This is a genomic window from Zobellella denitrificans, from assembly GCF_002237365.1.
In the GTDB taxonomy this organism is placed as follows: Bacteria; Pseudomonadota; Gammaproteobacteria; order Enterobacterales; family Aeromonadaceae; genus Oceanimonas; species Oceanimonas denitrificans.
The window spans coordinates 1-26,882 of record NZ_NMUO01000029.1; the positions used below are offsets into that span (position 1 = coordinate 1).

27 protein-coding genes are annotated in these 26,882 nt (G+C 64.8%); 9 read left to right on the forward strand and 18 right to left on the reverse strand.

Going from position 1 to position 26,882, the window contains the following annotated elements:
• Together CGX12_RS08260 and CGX12_RS08265 are read left to right on the forward strand one after the other, a co-directional pair.
• Window positions 1–333: substrate-binding domain-containing protein (locus CGX12_RS08260; RefSeq protein WP_176442028.1), on the forward strand; the 333-nt coding region annotated here is incomplete at its 5' end.
• 90 nt (window positions 334–423) lie between these two features.
• Entirely contained in the window at window positions 424–2,313 is a 1,890-nt protein-coding gene (locus CGX12_RS08265) for a S8 family peptidase (protein WP_094039413.1), read from the forward strand.
• A gap of 52 nt (window positions 2,314–2,365) precedes the next feature.
• Here the strand turns inward: CGX12_RS08265 and hemN are convergent, their stop codons facing one another.
• From hemN to CGX12_RS08290, 5 genes are read right to left on the reverse strand one after another with little or no spacing between them, the layout of a single operon-like run.
• The gene (hemN, locus tag CGX12_RS08270; RefSeq protein WP_094039414.1) at window positions 2,366–3,736 is read right to left on the reverse strand and encodes an oxygen-independent coproporphyrinogen III oxidase; all 1,371 of its coding nucleotides are present in this window, start codon (window positions 3,734–3,736) and stop codon (window positions 2,366–2,368) included.
• Between the two features lie 15 nt (window positions 3,737–3,751).
• On the reverse strand, window positions 3,752–4,195 hold the full coding sequence (locus tag CGX12_RS08275) for a DUF2489 domain-containing protein (RefSeq protein ID WP_176442030.1): 444 nt from the start codon (window positions 4,193–4,195) through the stop codon (window positions 3,752–3,754).
• 11 nt (window positions 4,196–4,206) lie between these two features.
• On the reverse strand, window positions 4,207–4,746 hold the full coding sequence (yihI, locus tag CGX12_RS08280) for a Der GTPase-activating protein YihI (protein WP_094039416.1): 540 nt from the start codon (window positions 4,744–4,746) through the stop codon (window positions 4,207–4,209).
• Window positions 4,743–5,405, reverse strand: coding sequence for a class I SAM-dependent methyltransferase (locus CGX12_RS08285; RefSeq protein ID WP_094039417.1), 663 nt, complete (start codon window positions 5,403–5,405; stop codon window positions 4,743–4,745). The genes yihI and CGX12_RS08285 overlap by 4 nt, the downstream gene beginning before the upstream one ends.
• Window positions 5,406–5,455: 50 nt before the next feature.
• Window positions 5,456–6,073: a c-type cytochrome gene (locus CGX12_RS08290; RefSeq protein WP_094039418.1), complete on the reverse strand. Its 618-nt coding sequence runs from the start codon at window positions 6,071–6,073 to the stop codon at window positions 5,456–5,458.
• 142 nt (window positions 6,074–6,215) lie between these two features.
• Here CGX12_RS08290 and yihA point away from each other — a divergent pair, with 142 nt between their 5' ends.
• The 3 genes from yihA (at window position 6,216) to CGX12_RS08305 (ending at window position 8,812) form a co-directional block, all read left to right on the forward strand.
• Entirely contained in the window at window positions 6,216–6,866 is a 651-nt protein-coding gene (yihA, locus tag CGX12_RS08295; protein WP_094039419.1) for a ribosome biogenesis GTP-binding protein YihA/YsxC, read from the forward strand.
• Window positions 6,866–7,552, forward strand: a complete 687-nt coding sequence (gene rsuA / locus CGX12_RS08300) for a 16S rRNA pseudouridine(516) synthase RsuA (RefSeq protein ID WP_094039420.1) — start codon at window positions 6,866–6,868, stop codon at window positions 7,550–7,552. The genes yihA and rsuA overlap by 1 nt, the downstream gene beginning before the upstream one ends.
• 105 nt (window positions 7,553–7,657) lie before the next feature.
• The gene (locus tag CGX12_RS08305) at window positions 7,658–8,812 is read left to right on the forward strand and encodes a response regulator (RefSeq protein ID WP_094039421.1); all 1,155 of its coding nucleotides are present in this window, start codon (window positions 7,658–7,660) and stop codon (window positions 8,810–8,812) included.
• A gap of 42 nt (window positions 8,813–8,854) precedes the next feature.
• Here the strand turns inward: CGX12_RS08305 and mnhG are convergent, their stop codons facing one another.
• The 9 genes from mnhG to polA all read right to left on the reverse strand — a co-directional run bounded on the left by mnhG (window position 8,855) and on the right by polA (window position 18,815).
• The gene (gene mnhG, locus CGX12_RS08310; protein ID WP_198401775.1) at window positions 8,855–9,235 is read right to left on the reverse strand and encodes a monovalent cation/H(+) antiporter subunit G; all 381 of its coding nucleotides are present in this window, start codon (window positions 9,233–9,235) and stop codon (window positions 8,855–8,857) included.
• A complete protein-coding gene (locus CGX12_RS08315) occupies window positions 9,225–9,500 on the reverse strand; it encodes an MrpF/PhaF family protein (protein WP_094039423.1) in 276 nt (91 codons plus the stop codon). The genes mnhG and CGX12_RS08315 overlap by 11 nt, the downstream gene beginning before the upstream one ends.
• Window positions 9,501–9,504: 4 nt before the next feature.
• Window positions 9,505–9,978, reverse strand: a complete 474-nt coding sequence (locus tag CGX12_RS08320; RefSeq protein WP_094039424.1) for a Na+/H+ antiporter subunit E — start codon at window positions 9,976–9,978, stop codon at window positions 9,505–9,507.
• Window positions 9,975–11,330, reverse strand: a complete 1,356-nt coding sequence (locus CGX12_RS08325) for a proton-conducting transporter transmembrane domain-containing protein (protein WP_176442029.1) — start codon at window positions 11,328–11,330, stop codon at window positions 9,975–9,977. Before CGX12_RS08325 ends, CGX12_RS08320 begins: the two co-directional genes overlap by 4 nt.
• The gene (locus CGX12_RS08330) at window positions 11,327–11,674 is read right to left on the reverse strand and encodes a Na+/H+ antiporter subunit C (protein WP_094039425.1); all 348 of its coding nucleotides are present in this window, start codon (window positions 11,672–11,674) and stop codon (window positions 11,327–11,329) included. The genes CGX12_RS08325 and CGX12_RS08330 overlap by 4 nt, the downstream gene beginning before the upstream one ends.
• Window positions 11,674–12,117, reverse strand: a complete 444-nt coding sequence (locus CGX12_RS08335; RefSeq protein WP_094039426.1) for a Na+/H+ antiporter subunit B — start codon at window positions 12,115–12,117, stop codon at window positions 11,674–11,676. The genes CGX12_RS08330 and CGX12_RS08335 overlap by 1 nt, the downstream gene beginning before the upstream one ends.
• A complete protein-coding gene (locus CGX12_RS08340; protein WP_094039427.1) occupies window positions 12,114–14,411 on the reverse strand; it encodes a putative monovalent cation/H+ antiporter subunit A in 2,298 nt (765 codons plus the stop codon). Before CGX12_RS08340 ends, CGX12_RS08335 begins: the two co-directional genes overlap by 4 nt.
• A gap of 294 nt (window positions 14,412–14,705) precedes the next feature.
• On the reverse strand, window positions 14,706–15,536 hold the full coding sequence (thiD, locus tag CGX12_RS08345; RefSeq protein WP_094039428.1) for a bifunctional hydroxymethylpyrimidine kinase/phosphomethylpyrimidine kinase: 831 nt from the start codon (window positions 15,534–15,536) through the stop codon (window positions 14,706–14,708).
• Window positions 15,537–16,073: 537 nt separating this feature from the next.
• On the reverse strand, window positions 16,074–18,815 hold the full coding sequence (gene polA, locus CGX12_RS08350) for a DNA polymerase I (protein WP_094039429.1): 2,742 nt from the start codon (window positions 18,813–18,815) through the stop codon (window positions 16,074–16,076).
• Between the two features lie 310 nt (window positions 18,816–19,125).
• Here polA and elbB point away from each other — a divergent pair, with 310 nt between their 5' ends.
• Window positions 19,126–19,773, forward strand: a complete 648-nt coding sequence (elbB, locus tag CGX12_RS08355) for an isoprenoid biosynthesis glyoxalase ElbB (RefSeq protein WP_094039430.1) — start codon at window positions 19,126–19,128, stop codon at window positions 19,771–19,773.
• A 226-nt stretch (window positions 19,774–19,999) separates the two neighbouring features.
• On the opposite strand, the gene CGX12_RS08360 is transcribed toward elbB, so the two are convergent.
• From CGX12_RS08360 to CGX12_RS08370, 3 genes are all read right to left on the reverse strand, one after another.
• On the reverse strand, window positions 20,000–20,659 hold the full coding sequence (locus CGX12_RS08360) for a 7-cyano-7-deazaguanine/7-aminomethyl-7-deazaguanine transporter (protein ID WP_094039431.1): 660 nt from the start codon (window positions 20,657–20,659) through the stop codon (window positions 20,000–20,002).
• A 177-nt stretch (window positions 20,660–20,836) separates the two neighbouring features.
• Window positions 20,837–21,103, reverse strand: a complete 267-nt coding sequence (locus CGX12_RS08365) for a DUF3630 family protein (RefSeq protein ID WP_094039449.1) — start codon at window positions 21,101–21,103, stop codon at window positions 20,837–20,839.
• Window positions 21,104–21,105: 2 nt separating this feature from the next.
• Window positions 21,106–22,539, reverse strand: a complete 1,434-nt coding sequence (locus CGX12_RS08370; protein ID WP_094039432.1) for a protein adenylyltransferase SelO — start codon at window positions 22,537–22,539, stop codon at window positions 21,106–21,108.
• A 119-nt stretch (window positions 22,540–22,658) separates the two neighbouring features.
• On the opposite strand from CGX12_RS08370, the gene CGX12_RS08375 reads away from it, so the two are divergent.
• Complete coding sequence (locus CGX12_RS08375) at window positions 22,659–22,958, forward strand: c-type cytochrome (RefSeq protein ID WP_094039433.1); 300 nt, start codon at window positions 22,659–22,661, stop codon at window positions 22,956–22,958.
• A 45-nt stretch (window positions 22,959–23,003) separates the two neighbouring features.
• Here CGX12_RS08375 and recQ read toward each other — a convergent pair whose 3' ends face one another.
• Window positions 23,004–24,830: a DNA helicase RecQ gene (gene recQ, locus CGX12_RS08380; RefSeq protein WP_094039434.1), complete on the reverse strand. Its 1,827-nt coding sequence runs from the start codon at window positions 24,828–24,830 to the stop codon at window positions 23,004–23,006.
• Between the two features lie 321 nt (window positions 24,831–25,151).
• On the opposite strand from recQ, the gene rarD reads away from it, so the two are divergent.
• Window positions 25,152–26,072, forward strand: a complete 921-nt coding sequence (gene rarD / locus CGX12_RS08385) for an EamA family transporter RarD (protein WP_094039435.1) — start codon at window positions 25,152–25,154, stop codon at window positions 26,070–26,072.
• A gap of 4 nt (window positions 26,073–26,076) precedes the next feature.
• Window positions 26,077–26,865, forward strand: a complete 789-nt coding sequence (locus tag CGX12_RS08390; protein WP_094039436.1) for an AraC family transcriptional regulator — start codon at window positions 26,077–26,079, stop codon at window positions 26,863–26,865.
• Window positions 26,866–26,882: the final 17 nt, after the last annotated feature.

Below are 26,882 nucleotides of genomic sequence, written 5' to 3' on the forward strand. Positions count from 1 at the left end.
GCCGGCGCCGAGGCCTGCCGCCGGCTGCTGGCCGAACACCCGGCGCTGGACGCCATCTGCGCCCCGGTGGATGCCTTCGCCGTGGGCGCCATCCGGGCGCTGCAGCAGGCCGGCCGCCGGGTGCCGGAAGAGGTGAAGGTGGTGACCCGCTACGATGGCCTGCGGGCGCAGAAATGCCAGCCGCCGCTGACCGCGGTCAACCTGCACCTGGAAGAAGTGTCGGCCCGGGCCATATCCCTGCTGCTGGCGCACATCAACGGCAAGGCGGCCCCGGATATCGTCCGTGGCCCCACCCCGGAGCTGATCGTCAGGGCCTCGTCCAGTCGTTCTTGAGGTTATTTTTTAGCCAACCGCCGAAGCTTCCGCCCCGGGAGGACTAACCTTAACGGTACCCCCATCCAGCGGGTACTAAGGAAGGTTCAGATGTTAAGGATACTTTTAGTCACCCTGGCCGGGCTCTTGCCTGCCACTGTCACCGCCGCCGCGGTCCCGGAGCCCGCCCAGGCCAGGCCACTCAGCACCCTCGCTCCCGATCGCATCCTGGTCAGGTTCGCGCCCGGCACGGCGGCGGCCGACGCCGCCCTGGTGCACCAACGGCTGGGCGGCCGGCCACTGAAGACCATTCCCGGCATAGACGTGACCCTGGTCGCGGTGCCCGCCGGCTCGGTGCCCGCCATGGTCGCCGGCTATGCCGCCAACCCCAATGTGCAGTACGCCGAGCCCGATTATCACCGGCTGCTGGTGATCCCGAACGAGGAAGAGGGCCCCACCCCGGCCGGCGGTGGCAACTATTTTGAGGAGCAGTGGTACCTGCACAACACCGGCCAGGCCCATAGCTATGTACATCGCACCCCCTTCGGCGCCGAGCTGAGAACGACCCAGGGCACCGCCGACGCCGACATTGACGCCCCCGAGGCCTGGGATCGGCTGGGCGACCTCCTCGGGCAGCCCACCGCCGCCATGCCGGCGGTGGCGGTGCTGGACAGCGGCGCCGACTGCAACACCCTGGAACTGCAGGGCAAGTGCCTGCACAAGGAAGACGTGGTGCAAGCCGCCGAACTGTGGGGCTGCACCGACAGCACCGCCTGCGATAGCCTGGGACACGGCACCTTTGTCGCCTCGGAGATCGGTGCCAACACCGACAACGGCGAAGGCATCGCCGGTGCCGGCTGGAACGTCGGCCTGGGCATCTTCAAGGCCTGCTACCAGGAGCTGGTCACCGACGGCCTGAGCTACTTCTTTGTCGGCCTCTGCCCGGTGTCAGCCTCGGCCGAGGCCATCACCAGGGCCGCCGACCTGGGCTACCGGGTGATCAACATGAGCTACGGCAGCGACATGATCGACAGTGCCGGCGTCATCACCCCCACCGACGCCTCCAACGCCGAGTGCGACGCGGTCGAATATGCCTGGAACAAAGGGGTGGTGCTGGTGGCCGGAGCCGGCAACAACGGCGACAGCGAGAAGATGTACCCCGCCGCCTGCGCCCGGGACGACGGCGCATCCCTGGTGATGGCGGTGGCCGCCACCGACCATAATGACGACAGGGCTGCCTTCTCCACCCATGGTGACTGGGTCAGCCTGAGCGCGCCGGGCAAGGACATCATCGGCATACTGCCCGATGCCCACTGCGGCCTGCCCTCGGGCCAGGACAGCTGCGTCGACTGGTGGAGCGGCACCTCCATGGCCTCGCCCCTGGTGGCCGCCGGGGCGGCGCTGGTCTGGGCCGATCTCCACGCCCGGGGCATGGTCACCGAGGCCGAGGGCGCAGCCCCACTGTGCGGCGATATACCCTGCCAGCAACTGGTGCGCGCCAGGCTGGAACAAGGCGCCGACAAGAGCGGCGCCAAGGCACAGGACCTGCTGGGCTGGACCCGCCACGGCCGGCTCAACCTGGCCGGCGCCCTGGCCGCCGAGATCACCGAACCCGAGCCCCCCGACCCCGGTACCGATCAGCCGCCCCAGGCGATCTTCGGCTACAGCTGCAGAAAGCTGAGCTGCAGCTTCGACGCCAGCGCCAGCACCGACGACCACGGCATCGACCAATATCACTGGACTTTCGGCGATGGCACCACCCTCACCACCAACCAGCCGCTGACCGGCCATGACTATGGCGGCGCGGGCAGCTACCCCGTCACCCTGGTGGTCGAGGACACCGCCGGCCAGGCATCCGTTCCCGCCCTGGCCACGGTGAGCGTCAGCACCAGGGGCCCCGGCTCCAGCGGCGGCAGCGCCGATGGCGGCGGAGAGGGAGGCGGCGACAGCGGCGGCGAGACCAATTGCCCGCCGGCCAAGGCCGCCAAGGGCAAATGCTGATGATCAGGGACGGAACCGCCGTGACCGGGCGTCAACCCGGTCACGATCGGGCTCAGATCACCCGGGAGAACTGCTGCATCCGGGCCTGGCGGCGCAGGTGGACGTCGAAGCACATGCAGATGTTGCGGATCAGCAGCCGGCCCTTGGGCGCCACCCGGATGGCGTCCGGCTCCATCGTCACCAGGCCGTCGTCCACGAAGGTCTGCAGCAGCGCGATATCCTCGGCGAAGTAGTCGGCGAAGCGGATGCCGTACTCCCGCTCCAGGGGCGCGGCCTCCAGCTCGAAGTTGCAGATCAGGGTCTTGATCAGATCCCGGCGCAGCCGGTCGTCTTCATTCAGGGCGTAGCCCACCCTCTGGGCATGGCCCAGTTGATCGAGCTGGCCATAGTAGCGCTTGAGATCCTTGTGGTTCTGGGAATAGGCGTCGCCGATCATGCTGATGGCGGACACCCCCAGCCCCAGCAGGTCGCAGTCGCCCTGGGTGGTGTAACCCTGGAAGTTGCGGTGCAGCTCGCCCCGGCGCTGGGCCACCGCCAGGCTGTCGTCCGGCAGGGCGAAGTGGTCCATGCCGATAAACTGGTAGCCCTGGCCGGTAAGGTAGCCGATGGTGTCCTGCAGCATGGCCAGTTTCTGGGCGGGCCTGGGCATGTCCGCCTCGTTCAGCTTGCGCTGGGCGGCGAAGCGGCTGGGCAGGTGGGCGTAGTTGAACACCGACAGCCGGGCCGGCTTCATGGCCGCCACCTGCTCCAGGGTGTGGTGGAAGCTGGCCGGGGTCTGCAGCGGCAGGCCGTAGATCAGGTCCAGGTTGGTGGACTCGAAGCCGAGTTCGGCCGCGCGTTTGACCAGGGCCTTGATAAAGTCGTTGTCCTGCTCCCGGTTCACCACCTTCTGCACCGCCTTGTCGAAGTCCTGTACCCCCAGGCTGATGCGGTTGAAGCCTTCTTCCTTCAGTACCTCCAGCACCGACAGTTCGATTTCCCGCGGGTCGATCTCGATGCTGAACTCGCCCCGCCCGGCGAAGCGGAAATGGCGGCGCAGCAGGCCGTTCAGCCGGCGGATTTGCGGTTCGGTGAGAAAGGTGGGGGTGCCGCCGCCCCAGTGCAGCTGGGTCACGGTGCGGCCGGCGAACAGCGGCGCCAGGCGCTCGACTTCCCGCTCCAGGTAGTCCAGGTAGACGTCGGCCTTGCCCTGGTGGCGGGTGATCACCTTGTTGCAGCCGCAGTAGTAGCACAGCTTGTGGCAGAAGGGCACGTGCACGTAGAGCGACAGGGGTCGCTCGGGATAGCGCCCGGCGGCGGCCTCGAACTCGGCCATGCCGAAGGATTCGTTGAACTCCAGGGCCGTGGGGTAGGACGTGTACCTGGGCCCCGAATAGTTGTATTTCTCGATGAGGGACTGATCCCACTCGATGCTTGCTGACATTGCCTCCTCCCCGGGTCAGCGACCGGGCAGCTCCAGGCTGGCCAGCCGTTCGACCTCAATTTTTATCTGAGCCTCAAGCTCCTGTTCGAAACCAGCGCGCTGCAGATCCTGGCGCATGCGTTCGTTGCGCTTGAGCTGCTTGCGCGCCTCGTGGGTCGGCATCTCCTTGACCCTGTCATAGAGATCGTAGAGGCCGGGATAGTCCTGGGCAAAATCCTTCGGCCGGCTGAATTGCAGGGTGTTGAGCAGGTTGGTCAGGCGAATGGCCCCTTCCGACAGGTTGCACTGATCGTCGCGCACCGCCATGGCGATGGTCCGGATGCTGTCGAGAATGCGCTCGTTGCGCCGGTGGATGGCCTGTTCGCGCTTTTGCGTCTGCTGCTTCAGCCGGGCCAGCAGGATTCCCGCGTACACCGCCAGACCCACTATGATGACGCCGCCCAACAGGGCGGCCATCAGCCAGGGTGAGATCATGACTTATCTTCCTTATCCTGGTATTGCGCGGGATCAAGGTCCGCGTCCATAAAGCGGGTCCAGAGGTCCTCGCCTTCTTCCGGCTCCTCGTCCTCGTCGTCGAGCAGGCCGAGCTGCTCCAGCAGCTGCTGATGGCGGGCCAGGGTCTGATCCAGCCAGGCCGCGTCGTCCTTGCCCAATTTTTCGCCGGCATCGACCCGATCCAGCAGGGTGTTGAGCCGCTCGTTATTCTCCAGTTGCTCCAGTTCCTGCTCCGGAGTCAGGGCCTTGAGCTTGGCGACCTTGGCAACGACCGGCGCCGCCTTGGCCTCGTCCTTGATCAACGCCACCGGTTTTTTGGAGCCCAGGCGCGGATCCTTCTGCACCCTGGCGGCACCGCCGCCACCGGATTCACCGCCCTGATTGTGGCGGGAGCCGGGGGCCAGGCCCTTGCGCTTGGCCTTGCGCTTGCGCTCCCTGCTTTGCTCGGCATTTTCCCGACTTTCCTTGCGGGCACCGAGTTGACCCGGGGTGCGGGTCTTTTTCATACGTGTCATACAGACTCCGGTTTGTGCAGAAGTATCACATCGGCACCGATGAATTCGATGCCGAGCCCGTCCCGTGCCGCCAGCCAGAGAAAGGTGTCCCGGCTGAAAAAGCTGACATGGGTGGGATCCTGTTTGTAATGCCAGTTGGCGAAGGCCGCCTGGTCGCGGGCCAGCTTGGTCATCAGCCCCAGCCAGCCGCCGGGTGCGAGCATGGCCAGCAGTTGCCGCCATTCCCGCCCCGGTTGGTAAAAGTGCTCTATCGCCTCGGTACAGGTGACAAAGTCGTAACATTGCGCCAACCGCTCGGGATAATCCGCATAGTAGGGATCATAGGTGGTGGTGGCAAAGCCCGCCTCGGTGAGCATGGCGGCCAGGGCCGGCCCCGGCCCGCAACCGAAGTCCAGCCCTGTGCTTCCGGGCCTGAGCCGCTCCACCAGGGGGGCGGCCAGCCGGCTCAGAAAGCGCCGGTAACCGGCATCGTCCACCCGGTTCTCATGCCGATCGTAGATGGCTTTTTCCGCCGCCGCGTCCAGCCGGTAGCCAGGCTCGACGAAGATCAGCCGGCAGCGTTCGCAGCGGGCATAACGGCGCTGTTTGTCCTCCCAGAAGGGAAAGGTATGGGGATGCTCACAGAGGGGGCAGGAAACGTCTTGCGACCGAACGGACATGCAGGAACCGGAAAAACCGGGGGGCACGGGCCCCCCTGGATGATAAGCGCTTAGCGCAGGCCCGCCACGTACTGGGACAGGACTTCGATGTCTGCGTCGGTCAGCTTCTTGGCGATGTCGCGCATCATGCCGTTGGGATCGTTGTCGCGCTCGCCGCTGCGGAAAGCCTGCAACTGGGCCTTGATGTAGGCCGGGTGCTGGCCGGACAGGCGCGGGAACTTGGCGGACTCCAGACCCTCGCCGCGCGGGCTGTGGCAGGCGATGCAGGCGGTAATGCCGCGCTCCAGGTCGCCACCGCGGTACAGGGCCTCACCGGCCTCGATCACCTCTTCGGGGGTGGCGACCGGGGTAATGGCTTCGCTGGCGTAGTAGGCGGCCAGGTCGGCCATGTCCTGCTCGGACAGGCCCATCACCATGCCGGCCATGATGGCGTTGGCACGGCCCACACCACCGGTGGCGGCGGCCTTGAATTCAACCAGCTGCTTTTCCAGGTAGGAAGCGTGCTGACCGGCGATTTTAGGGTACATATCGGTCGGGCTGTTGCCATCGTTACCATGACAGGCCACACAGGTGGCGGCTTTGGCTTTGCCGGCTTCGGCATCGCCCTGGGCCTGCGCTGTGCCGACCACTCCGAGCATTAAGGCTAGCGTGAAAACAATTTTTTTCATGACGTTCCGACTTCTCGTTGTAAGAGCTTCCAGATCACATACCGGCGAGGGCATGTTACAATGCGACTTAAAAAACGGCACCATTCTACACGATTTTGCGAGAAAGTAAGCAAGGCGGGTTCAGAACCCCGGGGATTTCATATTGGATAACAAGCAGATAAATTTTAATACCGCCCGCTTTATTACCAGCGCGCCCAACATCAACCAGATGCCGGCCGACACCGGCGTAGAGATAGCCTTTGCCGGTCGCTCCAACGCCGGCAAATCGTCCGCCCTCAACACCATCACCCAGCAGAAAAGCCTGGCACGGACCAGTAAAACCCCGGGCCGCACCCAGCTGATCAACGTGTTCGAGCTGAGCGAAGGCAAGCGGCTGATCGACCTGCCCGGCTACGGCTACGCCAAGGTGCCGGAAGAGATGAAGCTGAAGTGGCAGGCGGCGCTGTCGGAATACCTGCAGAAAAGGGACAGCCTCAAGGGCCTGGTGGTGCTGATGGACATCCGCCATCCGCTGAAGGACATCGACCAGCAGCTGCTGCAGTGGGCCAGCGATTGCGAGCTGCCGGTGCTGGCGTTGCTGACCAAGTGCGACAAGCTCAAGTCCGGCGCCCGCAAGGCGGAAGTACTCAAGGTGCGCGAAGCCGTGGCCATCTTCGGTGGCGATATCCGGGTGGAAGCCTTCAGCTCCCTCAAGGGCACCGGCCTCGACCAGGCCAGGGCCATCCTCAGCGAATGGCTGCTGCAGGGCGAAGTGGCGGCCGAACCCGTCACCGATAAAGGTGACCAAGCCTGATGCGCCTCGATCGTTTCCTGTGCGAGAGCACCGGCCTGACCCGCTCCCTGGCCAAGAAGGCCCTGCACCGGGGCGAAGTCACGGTGGATGGCATCATCGTCAAAAAAGGCGATCTGCATGTCCAGGAGCAGGAGGTTCGCCTGGAAGGCCGCCTGCTGCGCCTGCGCCCACCCCGCTATATCCTGCTGCACAAGCCCAAGGGCTATATCAGCGCCGCCCGGGATGAAGACCACCCCAGCGTGCTGACCCTGCTGCCGACCGAACTGCGTGACGGCCTGCAGTGCGCCGGCCGGCTGGATCTGGACACCACCGGGCTGCTGCTGCTCACCGACGACGGCCAGTGGTCCCACCGGATCCGCTCGCCGAAAAAGGCCTGCGGCAAGACTTATCGGGTCGAGCTGGCCGAGCCCCTGGCCGGGGACGCCGCCGCCCGCTTCCAGGAAGGCGTGCAACTGCACGGCGAACCCAAACCCACCCTGCCCGCCACCCTGGAAGTGCTCGCCCCCACCCGGGTGCTGCTGACCATACAGGAAGGCAAATACCACCAGGTAAAGCGCATGTTTGCCGCACTCAACAACAGGGTGGTGGGCCTGCACCGGCTGCAGGTCGGCACCATCCGTCTGGACGACAGCCTGGCGGAAGGCGAATGGCGCCACCTGACCGAGGAAGAAATCGCCTCGGTGTGAGGCGAGGGGGCGGGCAACCGCCCTTGCGACCTTGGAGGTATGGCACCATCTCCCACCGGGCAATAGACTGAGCCCGACCGGCGCTGCATATTACGGCGAACCCGAATGAACGTACTGATCCTTGAACACCATGCCCCCACGGCGGAGCTGCTGGAAACCGTGGTCATGGGGCTGGCACCGGGCCTCGGGGTGCAGCTCTGCGGCACCATCGCAGAGGCCGTCCAGGCCTGGCACCGTTATTCCCCGGCCCTGGTGATCAGCGAATGGAGCCTGCCCGACGGCCCGGGACTGACCCTGGTCCGCCGCATCCGCACCCAGGACAAGCACCTGCCCATACTGATGATCAGCGCCCGTTCCGACAAGGAAACGGTGCTCGCCGCCGCCCGCCTCGGCATCAACGGCTTTATCGCCAAGCCCTTCGACGTGGCCCTGCTGCACCAGCGGCTACAGCCCTTGCTGAAGACGGAAGCCCCCTCCGGCCGCGCCGTCCCGCCGTCCCTCGACCGCCACCTGGCCGAGGCGGCAGAGGGCACCATACGACTACCCACGGATCTGGAGCAGGAGGACGTTCTGGCCCTGATGGAACGGCGCCAGGAGCTGTCTCCGGCCGAGCTGGCCCGGCACTGGCGAGGCCAGGCCACGCTCTCGGCCAGGCTGCTGGATATCGCCAACAGCGCCTCCCTGGGCCGGGCCGGCAAGCCCATCGACAAGCTGGAGGCCGCCATCGCCGCCATGGGCGTGGAGATGGCGCTCAGCCAGGCCTTCGCCCTGTCCCTGGACATTTCCCGCTCCCTCACCGATCCCCGCCTGGCCGAACGCGCCGGCTTTTATCTGCAGCAGGCCGAGCAGGTGGCCGCCATCGCCCGGGCCATGGCGATCAGCCTGGGGCTGGAGGGCGGCGCCTTCCATACGGCGGGGTTGCTGAGCCGGGTGGGCGAACTGGGTGTGATCCGCACCCTGCAGGATTTTATCCGGCAGGGGGGCACGCTATCGGAGCAACAGATAGAAGACAGCCTGGGCCGCTGGGCCGCCGATTACGGCAACAGGGTCAAGATACAATGGCGTCTGCCCCTGCCCCTGCGCGAACTGATCGGCGCCGTCCATCTGCTGAAGAAAAACAGCACAGACCGGGGCCCCCTGCTGATGTACCTGGCGGCCATGACGGTAGCGGGGCAACAGCAGCAGGATGAAGTCCGGCGCCTGATGCGGCGGGTAGGACTGGAGCCGGAGCGCTGGCAGCGCCCGTCCCTCCACCCCTGAGATAAAGCAACAGGGGAGGCATTCCGCCTCCCCTGCCCTTGTTCAGTCTTCTTCCCGCTTGCGCGAAGAGCTGCCGAGCTGGTGGGTCTTGAGATCGTAGCGTTCCTTGATCACGTCCTTCACCGTGCCCTCCCACAGCTTGATGCCCACGAAATAGCCGGCCCGGGCCATCACATGGGCGGCGATGGGCGCAGTCATGATCACGAACACCACCACCGCCAGGGCCCGCACCACCACGCTGGTATCGGCAAAAAAGAACACCGCAAAACCCACCGCCATCAGGCCGGCGCCCAGGGCGCCGGCCTTGCTGGTGGCGTGCATCCGGGTCAGCAGATCCGGCATGCGGATGATGCCGATGCCGGCCAGCAGCATCAGGAAGGAGCCCAGCAGCATCAGCAGGCCGGTAACGAGTTCAGTCATCATCGCGATGGCCTCCCCGCTCCAGGTAACGGGCAAAGCCCACCGCCGCCATAAAGGAGGTCAGCGCCAGCACGATGGCCACGTCGATAAACTGCGGCGTGTCGTAGGCCACGCTGTACAGCACTATGTAGCCCACGGTCATGGAGGCGATCACTTCCAGCGCCACCACCCGGTCCGGCAGGGTGGGGCCGATCAGCAGCCGCACCGCCGCCAGCACCAGCCCCAGGCTCAAAAACAAGAAAGACAATAAGATAGCAAGGTCAAACATAGGCTTATCCCAGCAAGTCGATAACACGGGCCTCCAGGGCCTTGAATTCCGCCAGCTGGCGGGCCTCGTCGTCCAGGTACATCAGGTGCACATAGAGCACCCGCCGGTCGCTGGACACGTCCAGCGCCAATGAGCCCGGGGTGGCGGTGATCAGGTTGGCGAACATGGTGATGGCGCCGTCGTCCTTTACATCCAGGGGAATGGCGATCACCCCCGGCCGCATCAGGTGGGTGGGCGTGAGCACGTCGTAGGCCACCCGGGCGTTGGCCTTGATCAGATCCCAGATGAAAAACAGGATAAAGCCGACTATCTTGGGCAGCTTGCCGAAGTAGCGGGCAAACATGGGTTTGTCCCGCGCCACATAGGCCAGCACCAGGTAGCTCAGCAGCATGCCTATCACCAGATTGCTGATGGTATAGGTGCCGGAGAGGATGACCCAGGCCAGGGCCAGCAGCATATTCCAACCAAAGGCTCTCATTGGCTACCCCCCAATACCGCTTCAATATACAGCTCCGGCGACAGCAGCTGCGCCGCCGTGTCCATCGCCAGTTGCACGAACCACTCGGCCCCGAAACCGATGACCAGGGTGATCAGCGCCAGGCCCACCACCGGCAGATACAACAAGTATCGGTGCGGATCGCCGCCGCCGCGCAGGGGTTTGGCATCCTCCGGCAATGGCTTCCAGAACGCCTCGGCCCAAATTTTGATCATCGAGTACAGGGTCAGCAAGCCCACCACCAGGGCGATGGCGACCATAAACCAGGACTCGGCCAGCACGCCCGCCTTGATCACCGTATATTTGGCGAAAAATCCGGACAGGGGCGGCAGCCCCGCCAGGGACATGGCCGGGATCAGGAACAGCAGCGCCAGCCAGGGCGCGGAGCGGTAGAGCCCGCCCAGCCTGGCCAGATCGTAACTGCCATGGTAGCGGTACATGACGCCGCTGATCAGGAACAGGTTGGTCTTCACTATGATGTGGTGGAAGATGTAGAAGACACCGCCGGCGATGGCCAGGGGGGTGAAGTCCAGATCCTGCACGAAGATCAGGCTGAACACCCGGTACAGGGCATAGACCCCCACCTTGGTGAGCAGGCCGGCGAACACCGCCGAAATCGCCACCGGCGGCGTGTGGTAGGACGCCGGCAGCCAGAAGAACAGAGGAAAGGCCGCCGCCTTGATGCCGAAGGCCACCAGGAACAGCATGGCGATCACCGTCACCAGGCCGGGCTGGCTGCCGTTGGCCAGGCGCACCGCCAGATCCGCCATGTTGAGGGTGCCGGCGTAGCCGTACAACAGGCCCACGGCGGTAAGGAACAGCGCCGAGGAGATCAGGTTGAGGGTCACGTACTTGAGCGCCCCTTCCATCTGGGAACGTTCGCCCCCCAGGATCAACAGGCCGAAGGAGGCCACCAGCATGATCTCGAACCAGACGTAGAGGTTGAAGATGTCGCCGGTGAGGAAGGCGCCCACCACCCCGGACAGCATCAGGTGCAGCAGCGGGTAGTAGCCGAAGGCCTCGTGGTTGCGGCTCATGGTGGCGAGCGAATAGACCGCCACCGCCAGGCCGATGACGCCGGCCACCAACACCATGATGGCACTGAGCAGATCCGCCACCAGGGTGATGCCGTAGGGGGCTGGCCAGGCGCCCATGGTGCTGACCAGTATGCCTTTTTCCTGCACCTGCAGCAGCAGGTGCAGGCCGGCCAACAGCAGGCCGGCGCCGGAGAAGACCGAGATCCAACGCTGCACCAGCCGCCAGCGCCAGCAAATCAGGGTCAGGGCCCCGGCCAGCATGGGGATAAGGATGGGAATGATGACTTCTGCTTTCACGAATCTGTGCTCTTCATCTCGTTCATGTCATCGGCGCCTATGACTTCATAGGCCCGGTGGATCAGTACTACCGCAAAGGCCAGCACCCCGAAGCTGATGACGATGGCCGTCAGGATCAGCGCCTGGGGCAGCGGGTCGGCGATGGGCCCGACCGGATGGTAGAGGCCTTCCGGGATCAGGGGCGGCGCGCCCCGCACCAGGCCGCCACCGGTGAAAATCAGCAGATTGGCGGCGTTGGAGAGGATCATCAGGCCGATCACCAGCTTGACGATGCTGCGCCGCAGCATCATAAACAGGGCGGTGGCGTAGAGGCCACCGATCACAAAGGCAAACAGGTTTTCCATTATTCCTCCACTTTGGCCAGCGACAGCAATATGGTCGACACCACCCCGATCACCACCAGGTAGACGCCCACATCGAACAGCAGCGGCGTGCTCAACTTGAGCTCGCCGATGCCCGGCACATACAGGGTCCACCACTGGCTGGTGAGAAAGGGTTGGCCGTGCAGCACCATGCCGATAATGCCGCTCGACAGCGCCAGCAGCAGGCCCAGGCCCATCAGCAGCTGGGTTTCCACCTTCAGCAGCCGCTTGGTGCTGCTGGCATCGAAGGCGAACAGGTACAGGGCGAAGGCGCTGGACGCCACCAGGCCGGCGATAAAGCCGCCGCCCGGCTCGTTATGGCCACGCAGCAGCAGGAACACCGAAAACAGCAGCAGCAGCGGCACCAGAAAACGGGTGGCGGTCTGCAGGATAAGCGAGGCGTCCGATCTCAGTTCGGTTTTCATCTCTGGTCCTCCCAGCGGAAGCGGATCATGGCGTTCACCCCGATGGCCGCCAGCGCCAGCACGAAGATCTCGCCCAGGGTGTCCAGGGCCCGGAAGTCCACCAGGATGACGTTGACGATATTGCGGCCGTGGGCCTCGGGGTAACTGGCGGCAATCAGGTAGTCGCTGATCCCTCCCCCCAGGGACGACTGGTTGACGGTGAGCACCATCATGGCCACCAGTATGCCGAAGGCCCCCGCCACAGAGGCGTCGCGCAGACGCACCCGCACGCTGGACAGGCCCTGGAAACCGGGCAGGCGGAACAGCACCAGCACCAGCAGGATCACGGTCAGGGTTTCAATCAACACCTGGGTGATGGCCAGATCCGGCGCGCTGAAGAACACGTAGATCATCGCCATGGCGAAGCCCAGCACCCCCACCGCCGCCACCGCGCCCAGGCGCAGCCGGGTGGCGCTGGCGTACACCACGGCCCCCAGCATCAGCAGGCTGATGATGACCTCGTAGAAACGCACCCCCTCGAACGACAGCTCGTAGACGAAGGCATCCCGGCTCCAGAAGGCGTAGGCCAGCAGGGCTATGGTGGTGAGCAGTATGGTCAGGATGTAGTTGGTCATGTAGCCGTTCTGCAGCACCCGGGTCTGCCACCTGGCCAACCGCACCAGGCCGTCCATCATCTTGTCGTAGCCCCGCTCAGGGCCATAGCCCGGCAGCGCCGCCAGGGCGGCCAGCCGCGCGCGCAGGGTCGCCCACTGACGGAACAGCAGGACACCGACGATGAGGGCGGTGAGGCTCAGCAGCAGCGGCAGGTTGATGCCGTGCCACAGGGCCAGCTCCAGATCGGGTACGGGCGCGCCGGTCACAGCGGACACCGCCGCCCGCAGCAGGGGCTCGGCGAGGAACGGCAGCAGCCCCAGCAGCAGGCCGAGAAAGGCCAGCACGCTGAAGCCCAGGCGCATCGCCAGGGGCGCCTCATGGGGCTTTTTCGGCGTCGGCTTGAGGGCGCCGAAGAAGGGCCTCACCGCCACCAGGCCGGTGGCCGCCACTATGCAGACGGCGGTGATCAGCGCCATGCCGGCCAACAGGCCGGACAGCACCGGCGCCCCCAAGGCCGCCTCGAACATCAGCTCCTTGGCGATAAAGCCGAACAGGGGCGGAATGCCCGCCAGGGCCAGGGCCGCCACCCAGGTGAAGGCGGCGGTCCAGGGCATCAGGCCACGCAGGCCGCCCAGCTCGCGCACGTCCTTGGTGCCGGTTTCATGATCGATGGTGCCGGCCGCCATAAACAGCGCCCCCTTGTACAGGGCGTGTGCCAGCAGGAACACCATGGCCGCCTTGAGCGCATAGGGGGTACCGATGCCGATCAGCATGGTCAGGGTACCCAGGGCCATGACGGTGGAATAGGCCAGGATGCGCTTGAGATCGGTGCTGCACACCGCCATCACCGCCCCCACCGTCATGGTGACGCCGCCGAACAGGGACAGGGCGTAGAGCCAGGCCTCGCTGCCGGCCATGGTCGGTTGCAGCCGGGCCATCAGGTAGACCCCGGCCTTGACCATGGTGGCCGAGTGCAGGTAGGCGCTGACCGGGGTCGGCGCCGCCATGGCGTTGGGCAGCCAGAAATGGAAGGGGGTTTGGGCCGACTTGGTGAAGGTGCCCGCCAGGATGAGGATCATCATCAGCAGGAACAGGGGGTGGCTCTGCAGCACATCGCCCTGGGTCAGCAGTTCGTGGAGCTCGAAGCTGCCGCCCAGGTAGCCCAGCATGATCAGGCCGGTCATCAGTGCCAGGCCGCCGCCCACGGTGATGAAGAGCCCCTGCAAGGCCGCCTTGCGCGCCTTCTCCTGCTCGTGGTTGAAGCCGATCAGCAGGTAGGAGGTGATGCTGGTCAGCTCCCAGAACACGAACAGGGAAATCAGGTTGTTGGACAGCACCAGGCCGAGCATGGAGGCCATAAAGGCCAGCAGGTACATCAGCAGCTTGTGGATGTCCTTGTGGCCCTCGAGGTAGCTGCCGGCGTAGATCAGGATAAAGGTGCCGATGCCGGTGATCAGCAGGGCGAACATCAGGCTCAGGCCATCCACCAGGAAGTTGAGGCTGATATCCAGGCTGGGGATCCAGGGGTAGGCGATCAGCACCGCCTCGCCGCCGGTCACCTCGGGCCAGAAGCCGATGAAATATCCGAATAGCGTGGCCGGCAACAGGGCCAGTACCCAGCCGATGCGACGACCGGCGATGGGTGTCAGGCTGGGGACCAGGGCGGCCAGGATAAAACCCGCTATAACTGCAACAAGCATAGGCAAAAAGCCTCCTTTCAATGCCTTTTCCAGGCGACAGGATCAGCTAAAAGAGGGGAGAAACGACACTGTACGCAGGCTATAGTAAGGAAGTTTTTGGATTAACTTTCAAGAAGTTAATTGATTATTTTTGGGTTTTCACGGCGACCGATACTACAAGCCGCCAAGGCAAAAGGCAAGCAAAGGCGGGCCGACTAGGGCCGGGAAGGCCGCGGCTTTCGCCCTTCCTGCCGAGCCTGGACCTTGCCCATTTGAGACAGCCCGCGCCGCGTCGACAAGCCGCCGGTACCGGCTTCAGGCTGAACCCTCGGCAGAAGCGAGGCCGCGGAAGAAATGCTCCACCGGGCCCCGGCCATGGCCCACCCGGAGCCCGGCGCCGGCGGCGATGGCCCTGTCGATATAGTGCTTGGCGGAGGCCACCGCCAGCTCCAGGGGCAGCCCCTGGGCCAGGTAGCAGGCCAGGGCCGCCGACAGGGTACAGCCGGTGCCGTGGGTGTTGGGGGTCATCACCCGGGGCGCATCAAAACAACGCACCTCGCCCCCGCTCAGCAGCCAGTCGGGGCTGCGCGGCTCCCGCTGCAGAAAACCACCCTTAAGCAGCACGGCGGCGCAGTGCAGCTCGGCCAGGCCGGCGAACAGGGACTCCACCTCGGCCAGCCGGGTCGGCAGGGCACAGTTGGCGAGGCGGGCCGCCTCGGGCAGGTTGGGGGTGATCACCTCCGCCAGGGGCAGCAGCTCCTCGCACAACGCGGCCACCGCCTCCTCGGCCAGCAGGGGATCGCCGTTGGCGCTCACCATCACCGGATCCACCACCAGATGGGCGGGACCTTGGCGGCGCAGCGCCTCGGCCAGGGTACGGATGGTGGCGGCGTCGCCGAGCATGCCCACCTTGACCGCCGCCACCGGCAAGTCCGAGAACACCGCCTCCAGTTGGTCGCGGATCATCTGCTGCGGCACCGGATGCACGGCGCTGACGCCACGGGTGTTCTGGGCGGTGAGGGCGGTGATCACCGAGCAGGCGTAGCCGCCGGTGGCGGAAATGGCCTTGATGTCGGCCTGGATGCCGGCCCCGCCGCTGCTGTCGGAGCCGGCAATGGTGAGAATGACGGGCTTGGTGCTGTGCATGTCCTTATGGTCCTCCCGTGGCGCGAAAGACCCGGACGGGATCCGCCCGTCGGTTTCCTGCGCCGGCATTGACAGGTGCAGCGGGGCCGGCGAGGCCGTCTCGGCTCCGGGGCTCCCAGCTGACTCCGACCGATAATAACGACGGCCACCGGCAAATGCCAGCCACAAAGGGGCACGAAAGGATCAGGGTAGAAAAACGTAACTAAGCAACATAAAACGTTTGCTTGTATACAATGATCGACGCGGGAGCAGTACCCCGCATAGGCAGCCGGCGCTTTGGCCGCCAGGCAAAAAGTGCGGGATCTTCATCCAGGACCTTGAGGGTGAACAGGGGAAGCCGACGGATTGCGGATAAAAAAATGCCCCCGGGAATGCCCAGGGGCGGCCTAGCCAGCCATATTCAATTACGTGAAATAAAAGGTCTGTAAGACATAACGCCTTACCTCTGTACCCTACGCCGACAACTGTACATCAGCTGAGCGGATAAAAAAAGCGCCTTTCGTAATATATTTACATTTTTGTTGGTCAGCTATCATTTTAGTGAGCCTGATCCCAGTTCTCACCCACCCCGGCCTCCACCAGCAGCGGCACGTCCAGGGTCGCCGCCTGCTCCATCAGGGTACGGATTTCGTCCTTGTAGGCGTCCACCCTGTCCTCGCGGATCTCGAACACCAGTTCGTCGTGCACCTGCATCAGCATGCGCACCTCGTCCGCCGGCAGACCGGCGACCCAGGCGTCCACCTTGATCATCGCCTGCTTGATGATGTCGGCGGCGGTACCCTGCATGGGAGCGTTGATGGCGGCCCGCTCGGCCCCCTTGCGGCGGGCACCGTTCTTGGCGTTGATCTCCGGCAGGTACAGCCGGCGGCCGAACAGGGTGGACACATAGCCCTGTTCGGCGGCCTGGGTGCGGGTTTCCTCCATATAGCGCAGCACGCCCGGGTAACGCTCGAAGTAGATGTCCATGTAGGCCTGGGACTCGGCCCGGGGAATACCCAGCTGGCGCGACAGGCCGAAGGCGCTCATGCCGTAGATCAGGCCGAAGTTGATGGCCTTGGCCCGGCGTCGCTGCTCGCCGGTCACCTGCTCCACCGCCACTCCGAACACCTCGGCGGCGGTGGCCTTGTGGATATCCAGCCCCCTGGCGAAGGCGTCGAGCAGGCCCTGGTCCCGGGACAGGTGGGCCATGATGCGCAGCTCGATCTGGGAGTAGTCCGCCGCCACCAGCTTGTAGCCGGGTTCGGCCACGAAGGCCTGGCGGATGCGCCGCCCTTCGGGGGTGCGGATGGGGATGTTCTGCAGGTTGGGGTCGGACGACGACAACCGGCCGGTGGCGGCGTTGGCCTGGTGGTAGGAGGTGTGGATGCGGCCGCTGTGCTCGTTGACCATCAGCGGCAGCTTGTCGGTATAGGTGGACTTGAGCTTGCTTAAGCCACGGTATTCCATCAACAGTTTGGGCAGCGGATAGTCCAGCGCCAGCTCCTGCAGTACTTCCTCGGCGGTGGACGGCGCCCCCTTGGGGGTCTTCTTCAGCACCGGCAGCTCGAGCTTGTTGAACAGGATCTCGCCCAGCTGCTTGGTGGAGCTCAGGTTGAAGGGCTCGCCCGCCAGGTCGAAGGCCTCCTGTTCCAGCTCCTTGAGCCGTTTGGCTATCTCGTCGCTCTGGATGGCCAGCAGCTGGCTGTCGATACGCACCCCGGTGTATTCCATCCGCGCCAGTATCGGCACCAGCGGCATTTCGATGGTCTCGAACACCCGCTGCAGTTCGGGCTCGGCTGCCAGTTTCGGCGCCAGGTGGTGGTGCAGCCGCAGGGTCACGTCGGCGTCTTCCGCCGCATAGGGGCCCGCCTGCTCCAGGGGGATCTGGTTGAAGGTGAGCTGCTTGGCGCCCTTGCCGGCGATGGACTCGAAGGAAATGGTGTCCTGATTGAGGAAGAAGGACGCCATGCTGTCCATGTCGTGCCGGGTCTGCACCGAGTTGAGCACGTAGGATTCGAGCATGGTGTCGAGCAGGGCCCCCTTCAGCGCGATGCCGTGGTTCTTCAGCACATTGATGTCGTACTTGAGATTCTGCCCCAGCTTGACCTTTTGTTCGTCCTCCAGCAGCGGCTTGAGCGCCCCCAGCACCGCGGCTTCGTTCAGCTGCGCCGGCGCGTCCAGGTAATCGTGGCCGAAGGGCACGTAGGCGGCCCGGCCCGGTTCCACCGCGAAGGACACGCCCACCACCCGCGCATCCCGGTAGTTGAGGCTGGTGGTCTCGGTATCGAAGGCAAAATAGGGCGCCGCCTGCAGCCGCTCGATCCAGGCATCCAGCTCGGCCGGCTCCAGCACCAGCTGATAGTCGGCTTCCGGGGCCGGCACCGCCGGCTCGGCGGACTCGGCCTTTCCTTCCCCCCGCTCCAGCTCTTCCAGCAGGGTCTTGAACTCGTACTCCCGGTAGAGGGCCGCCAGGGCCTCCTTATCCGGCTCGCCCGGCTGCAGCTCGGCGGGGCCGAATTCCAGCGTCACGTCGGTCTTGATGGTGGCCAGCTCCCGGGACAAGCGCACCATCTCCTGGTGCTCGAGAAACTTGGCGGCGAAGGTCTTGGCGCCGCGGAAGCCCAAGGACGCGATCCGCTCCGGGCTGGCGGCGATGTCCTCGATGGAGCCCAGCCCCTGCAGCAGCGCCAGGGCGGTCTTCTCGCCCACCCCCGGCATGCCGGGGATGTTGTCCACCTTGTCGCCCACCAGGGCCAGCAGATCCACGATCCGCTCCGGCGGCACCCCGAACTTTTCGATCACCCCGTCCCGATCCATAAAGCTGTTCTTCATGGTGTCCATCAGCAGCACGTGCTCCGACACCAGCTGGGCCATGTCCTTGTCGCCGGTGCTGATCACCACGTCCAGCCGCTGCTCGGTGGCCTGGCGCGCCAGGGTACCGATGACGTCATCCGCCTCCACCCCATCCTCGATCAGCAGCGGCAGGCCCATGGCGCGGATAATGGCGTGGATCGGCTCCACCTGGCTGCGCAGATCGTCGGGCATGGGCGGCCGGTGCGCCTTGTAGTCGGCGTACATGTCGTTGCGGAAGGTCTTGCCCTTGGCGTCGAACACCACCGCCACCCGGGATTCGGGAAACTGCTTGTGCAGGCTGCGCAGCATGTTGGTGACCACCCGGATGGCGCCGGTGGGACGGCCGTCGCTGGTGCGCAGATCGGCCTGCTGGGAGGCGAAATAGGCACGATACAGGTAGGAGGATCCATCGACCAGGATCAGGGGTTTGGCAGGAATGGCAACCATGGCGTCTTTCTCTTTGATGCGTTGGGCGCTAGCATGCCACAGCCGGGCCGGGGACACCACGGCGGAGCCGGAAAGGTCTGTGGATAACTCTGTGAAGACGGGATCCGGGCCGGATCATGATCAAATAAAATACCATATATTAATCAGTGGTTTATAATTTAAATATCGATCCGGAAAGGTGATCTTGGGATGTGGAAAATTGGCAGCGGGGAGGATCTGCACAATTGTTGACCGGAATTAATGCTAGCATAGTTCCAGCGGATCGATCCGAGCCAGATCACAAATTTCAAAAGCCGAAAAGGAGAGCCATATGAAAAAAGTTGCCGTTATCTTGAGCGGCTGCGGCGTCTATGACGGAGCGGAAATCCACGAAGCGGTACTGTGCCTGCTGCACCTGTCCCGGCATGGCGCCCGCTATCAGTGCTTCGCCCCCGACAAGCCCCAGCATCATGTGGTGAACCACCTCACCGGCGAAACCCAGGCCGGCAGCCGCAACGTGCTGGAGGAAGCCGCACGCATCGCCCGGGGCCAGATCAAGCCCCTGTCCGAGCTGAAAGCCGACGACTTCGATGCCCTGCTGCTGCCTGGCGGCTTCGGTGTCGCCAAGAACCTGTGCGACTTCGCCTTCAAGGGTGCCGAGGCCAGGGTGGATCCGCAGGTGCTGGCCGCCTGCAAGGCCTTCGCCACCGCCCGCAAGCCCGCCGGCTACTGCTGCATCGCCCCCGTCCTGATCCCCCACGCCTACCCGGCCGGGGTCAAGGGCACCATAGGCACGGATCCGGGCACGGCCGGGGCCTTCTCCGCCATGGGCGGCGAGCACATCGGCTGTGCCGTGACCGACGTGGTGGAAGACAGCCACTACAAGGTGATCTCCACCCCCGCCTACATGCTGGCCGAGAACATCGCCGAAGCGGATACCGGCATCGGCAAGCTGGTGAAGCGGCTGCTGGAGATGTAAAAAAAGGGCCGGCATAAAGCCGGCCCGAAAACTCTGGAAGCAATGTGAGCAATGTCGTGCCTTCGCAAGCTGTCTTCACCTACACCTAGCAGAAGTGGAAGTCATCTTCGGAAAGCGAGTTAACGATAATCGTTATCATTTGTGATTGCAAATCTTTTTTCCGCTTTTCCGCAAATAAAACGGGCTCCGGTGATGGTCACCGGAGCCCGTTCTTGCCGTGCCGCCCTCAGTAGCCGGTTTGCACCCGGGGCTCCTGCTCGCCCAGGAACTTGCGGCTCAGGTATTTGAGCAGCAGGCCGTAAGCCGGCACGAACAGGGCCAGGCTGAACACCAGCTTGAACAGGTAGTCGACCAGGGCGATCTCCACCCAGTGCTCCGCCATAAAGGGATCCGGCGAACGGTAGAAGGCCAGGCTGAAGAAGGCCAGGGTATCCACCAGGTTGCCGAAGATGGTGGAGCAGGTGGGCGCCACCCACCAGGCCTTGATCCGGCGCAGCCGGTTGAACACCGACACGTCCATGATCTGGCCCAGCACATAGGCCATAAAGCTGGCCAGGGCGATGCGGGCCACGAACAGGTTGAACTCGGACAGGGCCGCCAGGCCCTGGTAGCGGGCCTCGAAGAACAGCACCGACAGCACATAGGAGGTGGCCAGGGCCGGCAGCATCACGTAGAAGATGATGCGCCGGGCCATGCCGGCGCCGAAGATGCGTACCGTCAGATCCGTGGCCAGGTAGATGAAGGGAAAGCTGAGCGCGCCCCAGGTGGTATGGAAGCCGAACAGGGTAAAGGGCAGCTGCACCAGGTAGTTGCTGGCGGCGATGATGGCGACGTGGAACAGCGACAGCCGGATCAGCGCCGTCTGGTATTGAGCGGGAGAAATCACTTTTTCACCTTTTTGTTCAATGGGGTAAGGGAACCCATCCCGGTGCGGGTTGGACAGGCCGCAGTATAAGGCCGCGCCGTGAATTGACAACCGCCTTGTTTTTAAGCACCGGAATGCGAAGCGGCGCCATTTTAGCCGCTCTCCGGGATTTTGTCTTCACTTAAAGATAAATCCACCCTAACGGGAAAGGCCCCGGTTCCACTGTGCCGTCAGCCAGTCGGCCGCCTCCTGGTCCTGCTCGCCCAACGGCTGCAGCCAGGCGGCATCCGCGTAGTGCTGGAAGCACAGCAGCAGCCGGCTGCCTTCAAAGGCCACCAGCCACTGGTGGTAATCGGCTCCCTCCTCCCGCTCGACGAGGTCGAGCTCCAGCTCCCGCACCAGGCGCTCGGCCCAGGCGGGAAAGTTTTCCATGGTCAGGCTAATGTCGGTGGTCAATGTCTTCATGATCAGGAACTGCAGGAAACACAAATCTGTCCGGCCCACTCGGGGGCCGGGGCGGCGTAGTAATCGAATTCGGGCTGCTCGTCGAAGGGCCGGGACAGCACCTGCAGCAGCAGCGCCGCCTCGCTCATGTCGCCCCGCTCGGCCCGCTCGATGGCCTGCTGGGCCAGGTGGTTGCGCAGCACGTACTTGGGGTTGACCGCGTTCATCTGCGCGACCTTGTCGCCGTGGTCCCGGCCTTCCCGGGCCAGCCGGGCCTGGTAGCGGCCGAACCAGTCGTCCCAGGCGCCGGCATCGCTCAGCAGGGCGAGCAACGGCTCGGGAACCGGCCCTTCCGGCGCCAGCAGCGCCAGCCGGCGGAACCAGCAGCTGTAGTCCACCTGCTGGGCCGCCATCAGATTGAACATGTCCCGGAACAGGGCGGGATCCTCGTCTTCCCAGGCCGCCAGCCCCAGTTTCTGTCGCATCGCTTCGGAGAAACTGGACAACAGCGCATATTCATAGCCGTCCAGGGCCTGGCGCAGCGACTCCACCGGCACCAGCCCCGACAACGCCTGGGCCAGCCGCTGCAGGTTCCAGTAGCCCACCGAGGGCTGCTGATCGTAGGCATAGCGGCCCGCATGATCCGAGTGGTTGCAGATATGGCCGGGATTGTAGCCGTCGAGGAAACCGTAGGGGCCGTAGTCCAGGGTCAGGCCCAGCATCGACATGTTGTCGGTATTCATCACCCCGTGGCAGAAGCCCACCGCCTGCCACCGGGCAATAAGGGTGGCGGTACGCTGCACCACCCGCTCGAACAGGGCGGCGTAGCCGGCCTGGTCCTGGCTCAGATCCGGCCACTGGGTCTGGATCAGGTAGTCGAGCAGGGCGGGAATGCGCTCCGCCTCGCCGCTGTAATAGAAATACTCGAAGTGGCCGAAGCGCAGGTGGCTCTGAGCCACGCGCAGCACGGCGGCCCCCGGCTCCACCTGCTCCCGGTACACCGGCTCTTCACTGCCCACCAGGCACAGCGCCCGGGTGGTGGGGATGCCCAGATGATGCAAGGCCTCGGAGGCCAGGTATTCGCGCAGGGAGGAACGCAGCACCGCCCGGCCATCGCCGAAGCGGGAATAGGGGGTCTTGCCCGCCCCCTTGAGGTGCAGATCCCAGCGCTGGCCGTCGGGCGCCACCACCTCGCCCAGCAACAGGGCACGGCCGTCTCCCAGCCGGGGGCTGTAGCCGCCGAACTGGTGGCCGGCATAGACCTGGGCGAAGGGCGCCATGTCCGGCAGCAGCCGGGTACCGCTGGTGACCTCCAGCCACTGCTGATCGGACAAGGCCATGCCCAGCGCCTCGGCCAGGGGGTAATTCACCAGCAACAGCCGGGGTGCTTGCAGCGGCGTCGGTTCGACCCGGCTGCCGGCCCAGTCAAAAGTTGCATATTGATTGCTTAATATCACATTTTCACCCTGCCGCCGTCGGCCGTGTTTTATTTTTCACCTTGGCTTACCTTATACTGCTTCGGCTCAGTAAAGGAGCTCGGAAGCAATTCGTCTACCAACAATAACGGAGTTCAATGATGAAGAAATTGATGACAGCCGCCGCCCTGATGGCCTTGATCGGTGCTCCTGCCTTTGCCGCCGGTGATGCGGAAGCGGGCAAGGCCAAGTCCGCCGTTTGTGCCGCCTGCCACGGCGCCGAAGGGATTTCCGCCATGGACATCTACCCCAACCTGGCCGGCCAGAAAGCCGCCTACACCGTCAAGCAGCTGAAAGCCTTCCGTGACGGCGAGCGCAACGACCCCGTGATGGCCCCCATGGCCAAGCCGCTGTCCGACCAGGACATCGAGGATCTGGCCGCCTACTACGCCGGCCTGTAACGCCTGCCGGGTCCGCGTTTACGCGGACCTTAACACCGTTACTGCTCAAGCCTGCCGGCGCAACAGCGCCAGGAAGGCCGCCCCGAAACGCTCCAGCTTGCGCATGCCCACCCCGTTGATGCCCAGCAGCTCCGCTTCGGTCTTGGGCCGATAGCGGGCCAGCTCGGTGAGGGTGGCGTCGCTGAACACCACATAGGGCGGCACGTCCGCTTCCTCCGCCAGTTGCTTGCGCAACTGCCGCAGTTCCTTGAACAAGGCCCTGTCCTCGGCCCGGCTCAATCCGCTTTCGCCCTTGTCCTTTTGACGCACCCGCGCCAGCCGGGGTTCCGCCAGTTCCAGTCGTACCTCGCCGCGCAGCACCGGCCGGGCCGCCTCGGTCAGTTGCAGCACCATGTTGCGGGTGATGTTCTGGGTGAGCAGACCCGAGTGGATCAGCTGGCGCAGCACGCTGACCCAGTGCTCCTGGCTCTTGTCCTTGCCGATGCCGTAGGTGGACAGCCGGTCGTGGCCGTGATCGCGGATGCGCTGGGTGGCCGCACCGCGCAGCACCTCCACCACGTACATGACACCGAAGCCCTGACCGACCCGGTAGACACAGGACAGCGCCTTCTGGGCGTCCTCGGTGCCGTCGTAGCGCTTGGGCGGATCCAGGCAGATATCGCAGTTGCCGCAGGGCTCGCGCTGGTACTCGCCGAAGTAGTTGAGCAGCACCTGGCGCCGGCAGGTGAGCGACTCGGCGAAGGCGGCCATGACGTTGAGCTTGTACAGCTCCACCTGCAGCTGCTGCTCGTTGTCGCTGTTTTCCAGCAGCCGCCGTACCCGGCCCACATCGCCCGGATCGTACAGCAGCAGGGCTTCCGCCGGCAGGCCGTCGCGCCCGCCCCGGCCGGTTTCCTGGTAGTAGGACTCGATGTTCTTGGGGATGTCGTAGTGCACCACGTAACGCACGTTGGGCTTGTCGATGCCCATGCCGAAGGCGACGGTGGCCACGACAATGTCCAGATCGTCGCGGATAAAGCGCTCCTGCACCGACTGGCGCAGTTCCAGCGGCAGGCCGGCGTGGTAGCTGGCGGCCCGGTGGCCCCGGGCCAGCAGCCGCTCGGCCACTTCCTCCACCCGCTTGCGGCTGGAGCAGTAGACGATGCCGCACTGGCCGCCCTGCTCGGCCACGTAGCGCAGCAGCTGGTCGATGCCCTTGAATTTTTCCACCAGGGTGTAGCGGATATTGGGTCGATCGAAGCTGGCGATATGGATGAGGGGGTCGGTCAGGTCGAGCCGGCCCAGCATGTCCCGGCGGGTGGCCTCGTCGGCGGTGGCGGTGAGCGCCATCACCGGAATATGGGGAAACCACTGCTTGAGCCGGCCCAGCTCGGCGTACTCGGGCCTGAAGTCGTGGCCCCACTGGGAGATGCAGTGGGCCTCGTCGATGGCAAACAGGCCGAGATCCAGTTCCCCCAGCCGCTCCATGAACTCGTGCTGCAACAGCCGCTCCGGCGATACGTAGAGCAGCTTGATCTCGCCCCGGCGCAGGGCGGCGAAGTGGCGCAGCATCTCCTCCCGGCTCAGCGCACTGTTGATATAGACGGCGGCCACGCCGTTGGCGACCAGGGTATCCACCTGATCCTTCATCAGCGAGATCAGCGGCGACACCACCACGGTGAGGCCCGGGCGCAGCAGGGCGGGGATCTGGTAGCAAAGGGACTTGCCGCCGCCGGTGGGCTTGATCACCAGGGCATCGCGCCCGGCGATCACCGCCTCGATAATCTCCTGCTGGCCGTCGCGAAAGGACTGGTAGCCGAACACCTGCTGCAGTACCGCCAGCGGGCTGTCGGGAATGGCGATGGCATCGGAGGGGTCGGGCGAGGCAGTCATGGGCATCCGCTAGCTGAAAGGAAGCGGGCATTGTAAAGCAGGGGGCGGCAACAATAAACCGCGCTTGCCCGGGTTAACAATACGGCGACATGGCCGGTGCAACAGATCCAGATTCATTATAAAAGCCATTGCCCGCAAGCTTGGCCGTGGCCCTCATGGAACGGCACAACGAACAGGGCGAGCATGTCGCCTTTGGCACCGGCACCTTCCTGGTGGGCTGAATCACCGGCGTGAAAGTACCAACCAGTTACATTTGCTACTGGCCAGGCGGCCCATCCTGTGGCTAAACTGGTTTTCCATCCTATCACCCGATTTTTGACCATGGCAAAAGACCAAGCCGCCCAGGGCGCCCTGTTCGCCCTCGGCGCCTATTTCCTGTGGGGCATAGCCCCCCTCTACTTCAAGCAGTTGATGGCGGTGCCGGCCTTCGAGATCCTCACCCACAGGGTGATCTGGTCCTTCCTGCTGCTGCTGGCGCTGATCAGCGCCCTCGGGTACTGGCCCCGGGTCAGGGCCATATTGCGCGCGCCGCGCCAGTTGCTGATGCTGCTGCTGTCGTCGGTCACCATCGGCCTCAACTGGCTGGTGTTTATCTGGGCGGTCAACAACGACCATATGCTGGATGCCAGCCTGGGTTATTACATCAACCCGCTGTTCAACATAGTGCTGGCCATGCTGTTCCTGGGCGAGCGCTTCCGTCCCCTGCAGTGGCTGGCGGTGGGCCTGGCGAGCACCGGCGTGCTCATCCAGGTGCTGGTGTTCGGCAGCCTGCCCTGGGTGGCGCTGGTGCTGGCGCTGTCCTTCGGGCTTTATGGGCTGATCCGCAAGCAGGTGCCGGTGGATCCCTTTACCGGCCTGATGCTGGAAACCCTGGTGCTGCTGCCCGCCGCCGCCCTCTACCTGTGGGGCTTTGCCGACACCGCCACCAGCCACCTGGGCGAGAACCCGCTCAGCCTCAACCTCTGGCTGATCTCCGCCGGCCTGGTCACCACGGCGCCGCTGCTGCTGTTCGCCGGCGCCGCCCGGCGGCTTAGGCTGTCCACCCTCGGCTTCTTCCAGTACCTGGGGCCCAGCCTGATGTTCCTGCTGGCGGTGCTGCTCTACAACGAGCCCTTCACCCGGGACAAGGTGATCACCTTCGCCCTGATCTGGACCGCCCTGGTGATCTACACCCTGGACGGCCTGCGCCAGCGGCGGCGCAATCTTTTACAAAACAGCGGCGGCCCCGAGCCGCTAAAATAGCGGGATGAGCGACGTCAAATACTGGAAATACCCGGGCCTGGACGGCCTGGAACTGTGCCTGGCAGATCATGTGGCCTTTCGCTACGGCCGCCATGTCCACCTCGACTACCATCTCGGCCTGGTCGAGCTGGGGGCGCAGAACTTCATCCACCAGGGCAGCTCGGCGCCGCTGGCGCCGGGCCAGTTGTCGCTGCTCAACCCGGACATCGCCCACGACGGCAGCTGTTTCGGCGAACTGGGCTTTCGGGTACGGGTATTTTCCCTCGCCCCGGAGCTGATGGCCACCCTGGCCGAGGAGCTGGAGCAGGCCCCGCCCTTCTTCGGCCGGCCCCTGCTGCACCAACCCCGGCTCTACCGGCAGAGCCTGGCGCTGCACCGGCAACTGGAACAAGGGGCGCTGGCCGCGGAAGAGGCCGAAAGCCAGCTGCTGGCCCTGCTGTCCGACTTCTTCCCCTATCGGGAGCAACGACCGCTGGAGGCCGCCGCCCTCGGCCGGCTGCGCGACCGGCTGCTGGCCGGGCTGGACCAGCCCCACCCCCTGGAGCAACTCGCCGCCGACGCCGGTCTCTCGCGCTTCCAGTTTTTGCGCCGGTTCAAGGCGGCCGTGGGCATGACACCCCACGCCTACCTCCGGCGGCTGCGGCTGGAAGCCGCCAAGAAACAGCTGGCCCAAGGCCGCGCCGTCGCCGACACCGCCCTGGCGGTGGGCTTTTTCGATCAGGCCCACTTCCACCGCGCCTTCGTGGCCGCCTACCGCATCACCCCGGCCCGCTTCCGCACCCAGATGCAATAAGTTACAAGCCGGCGGCC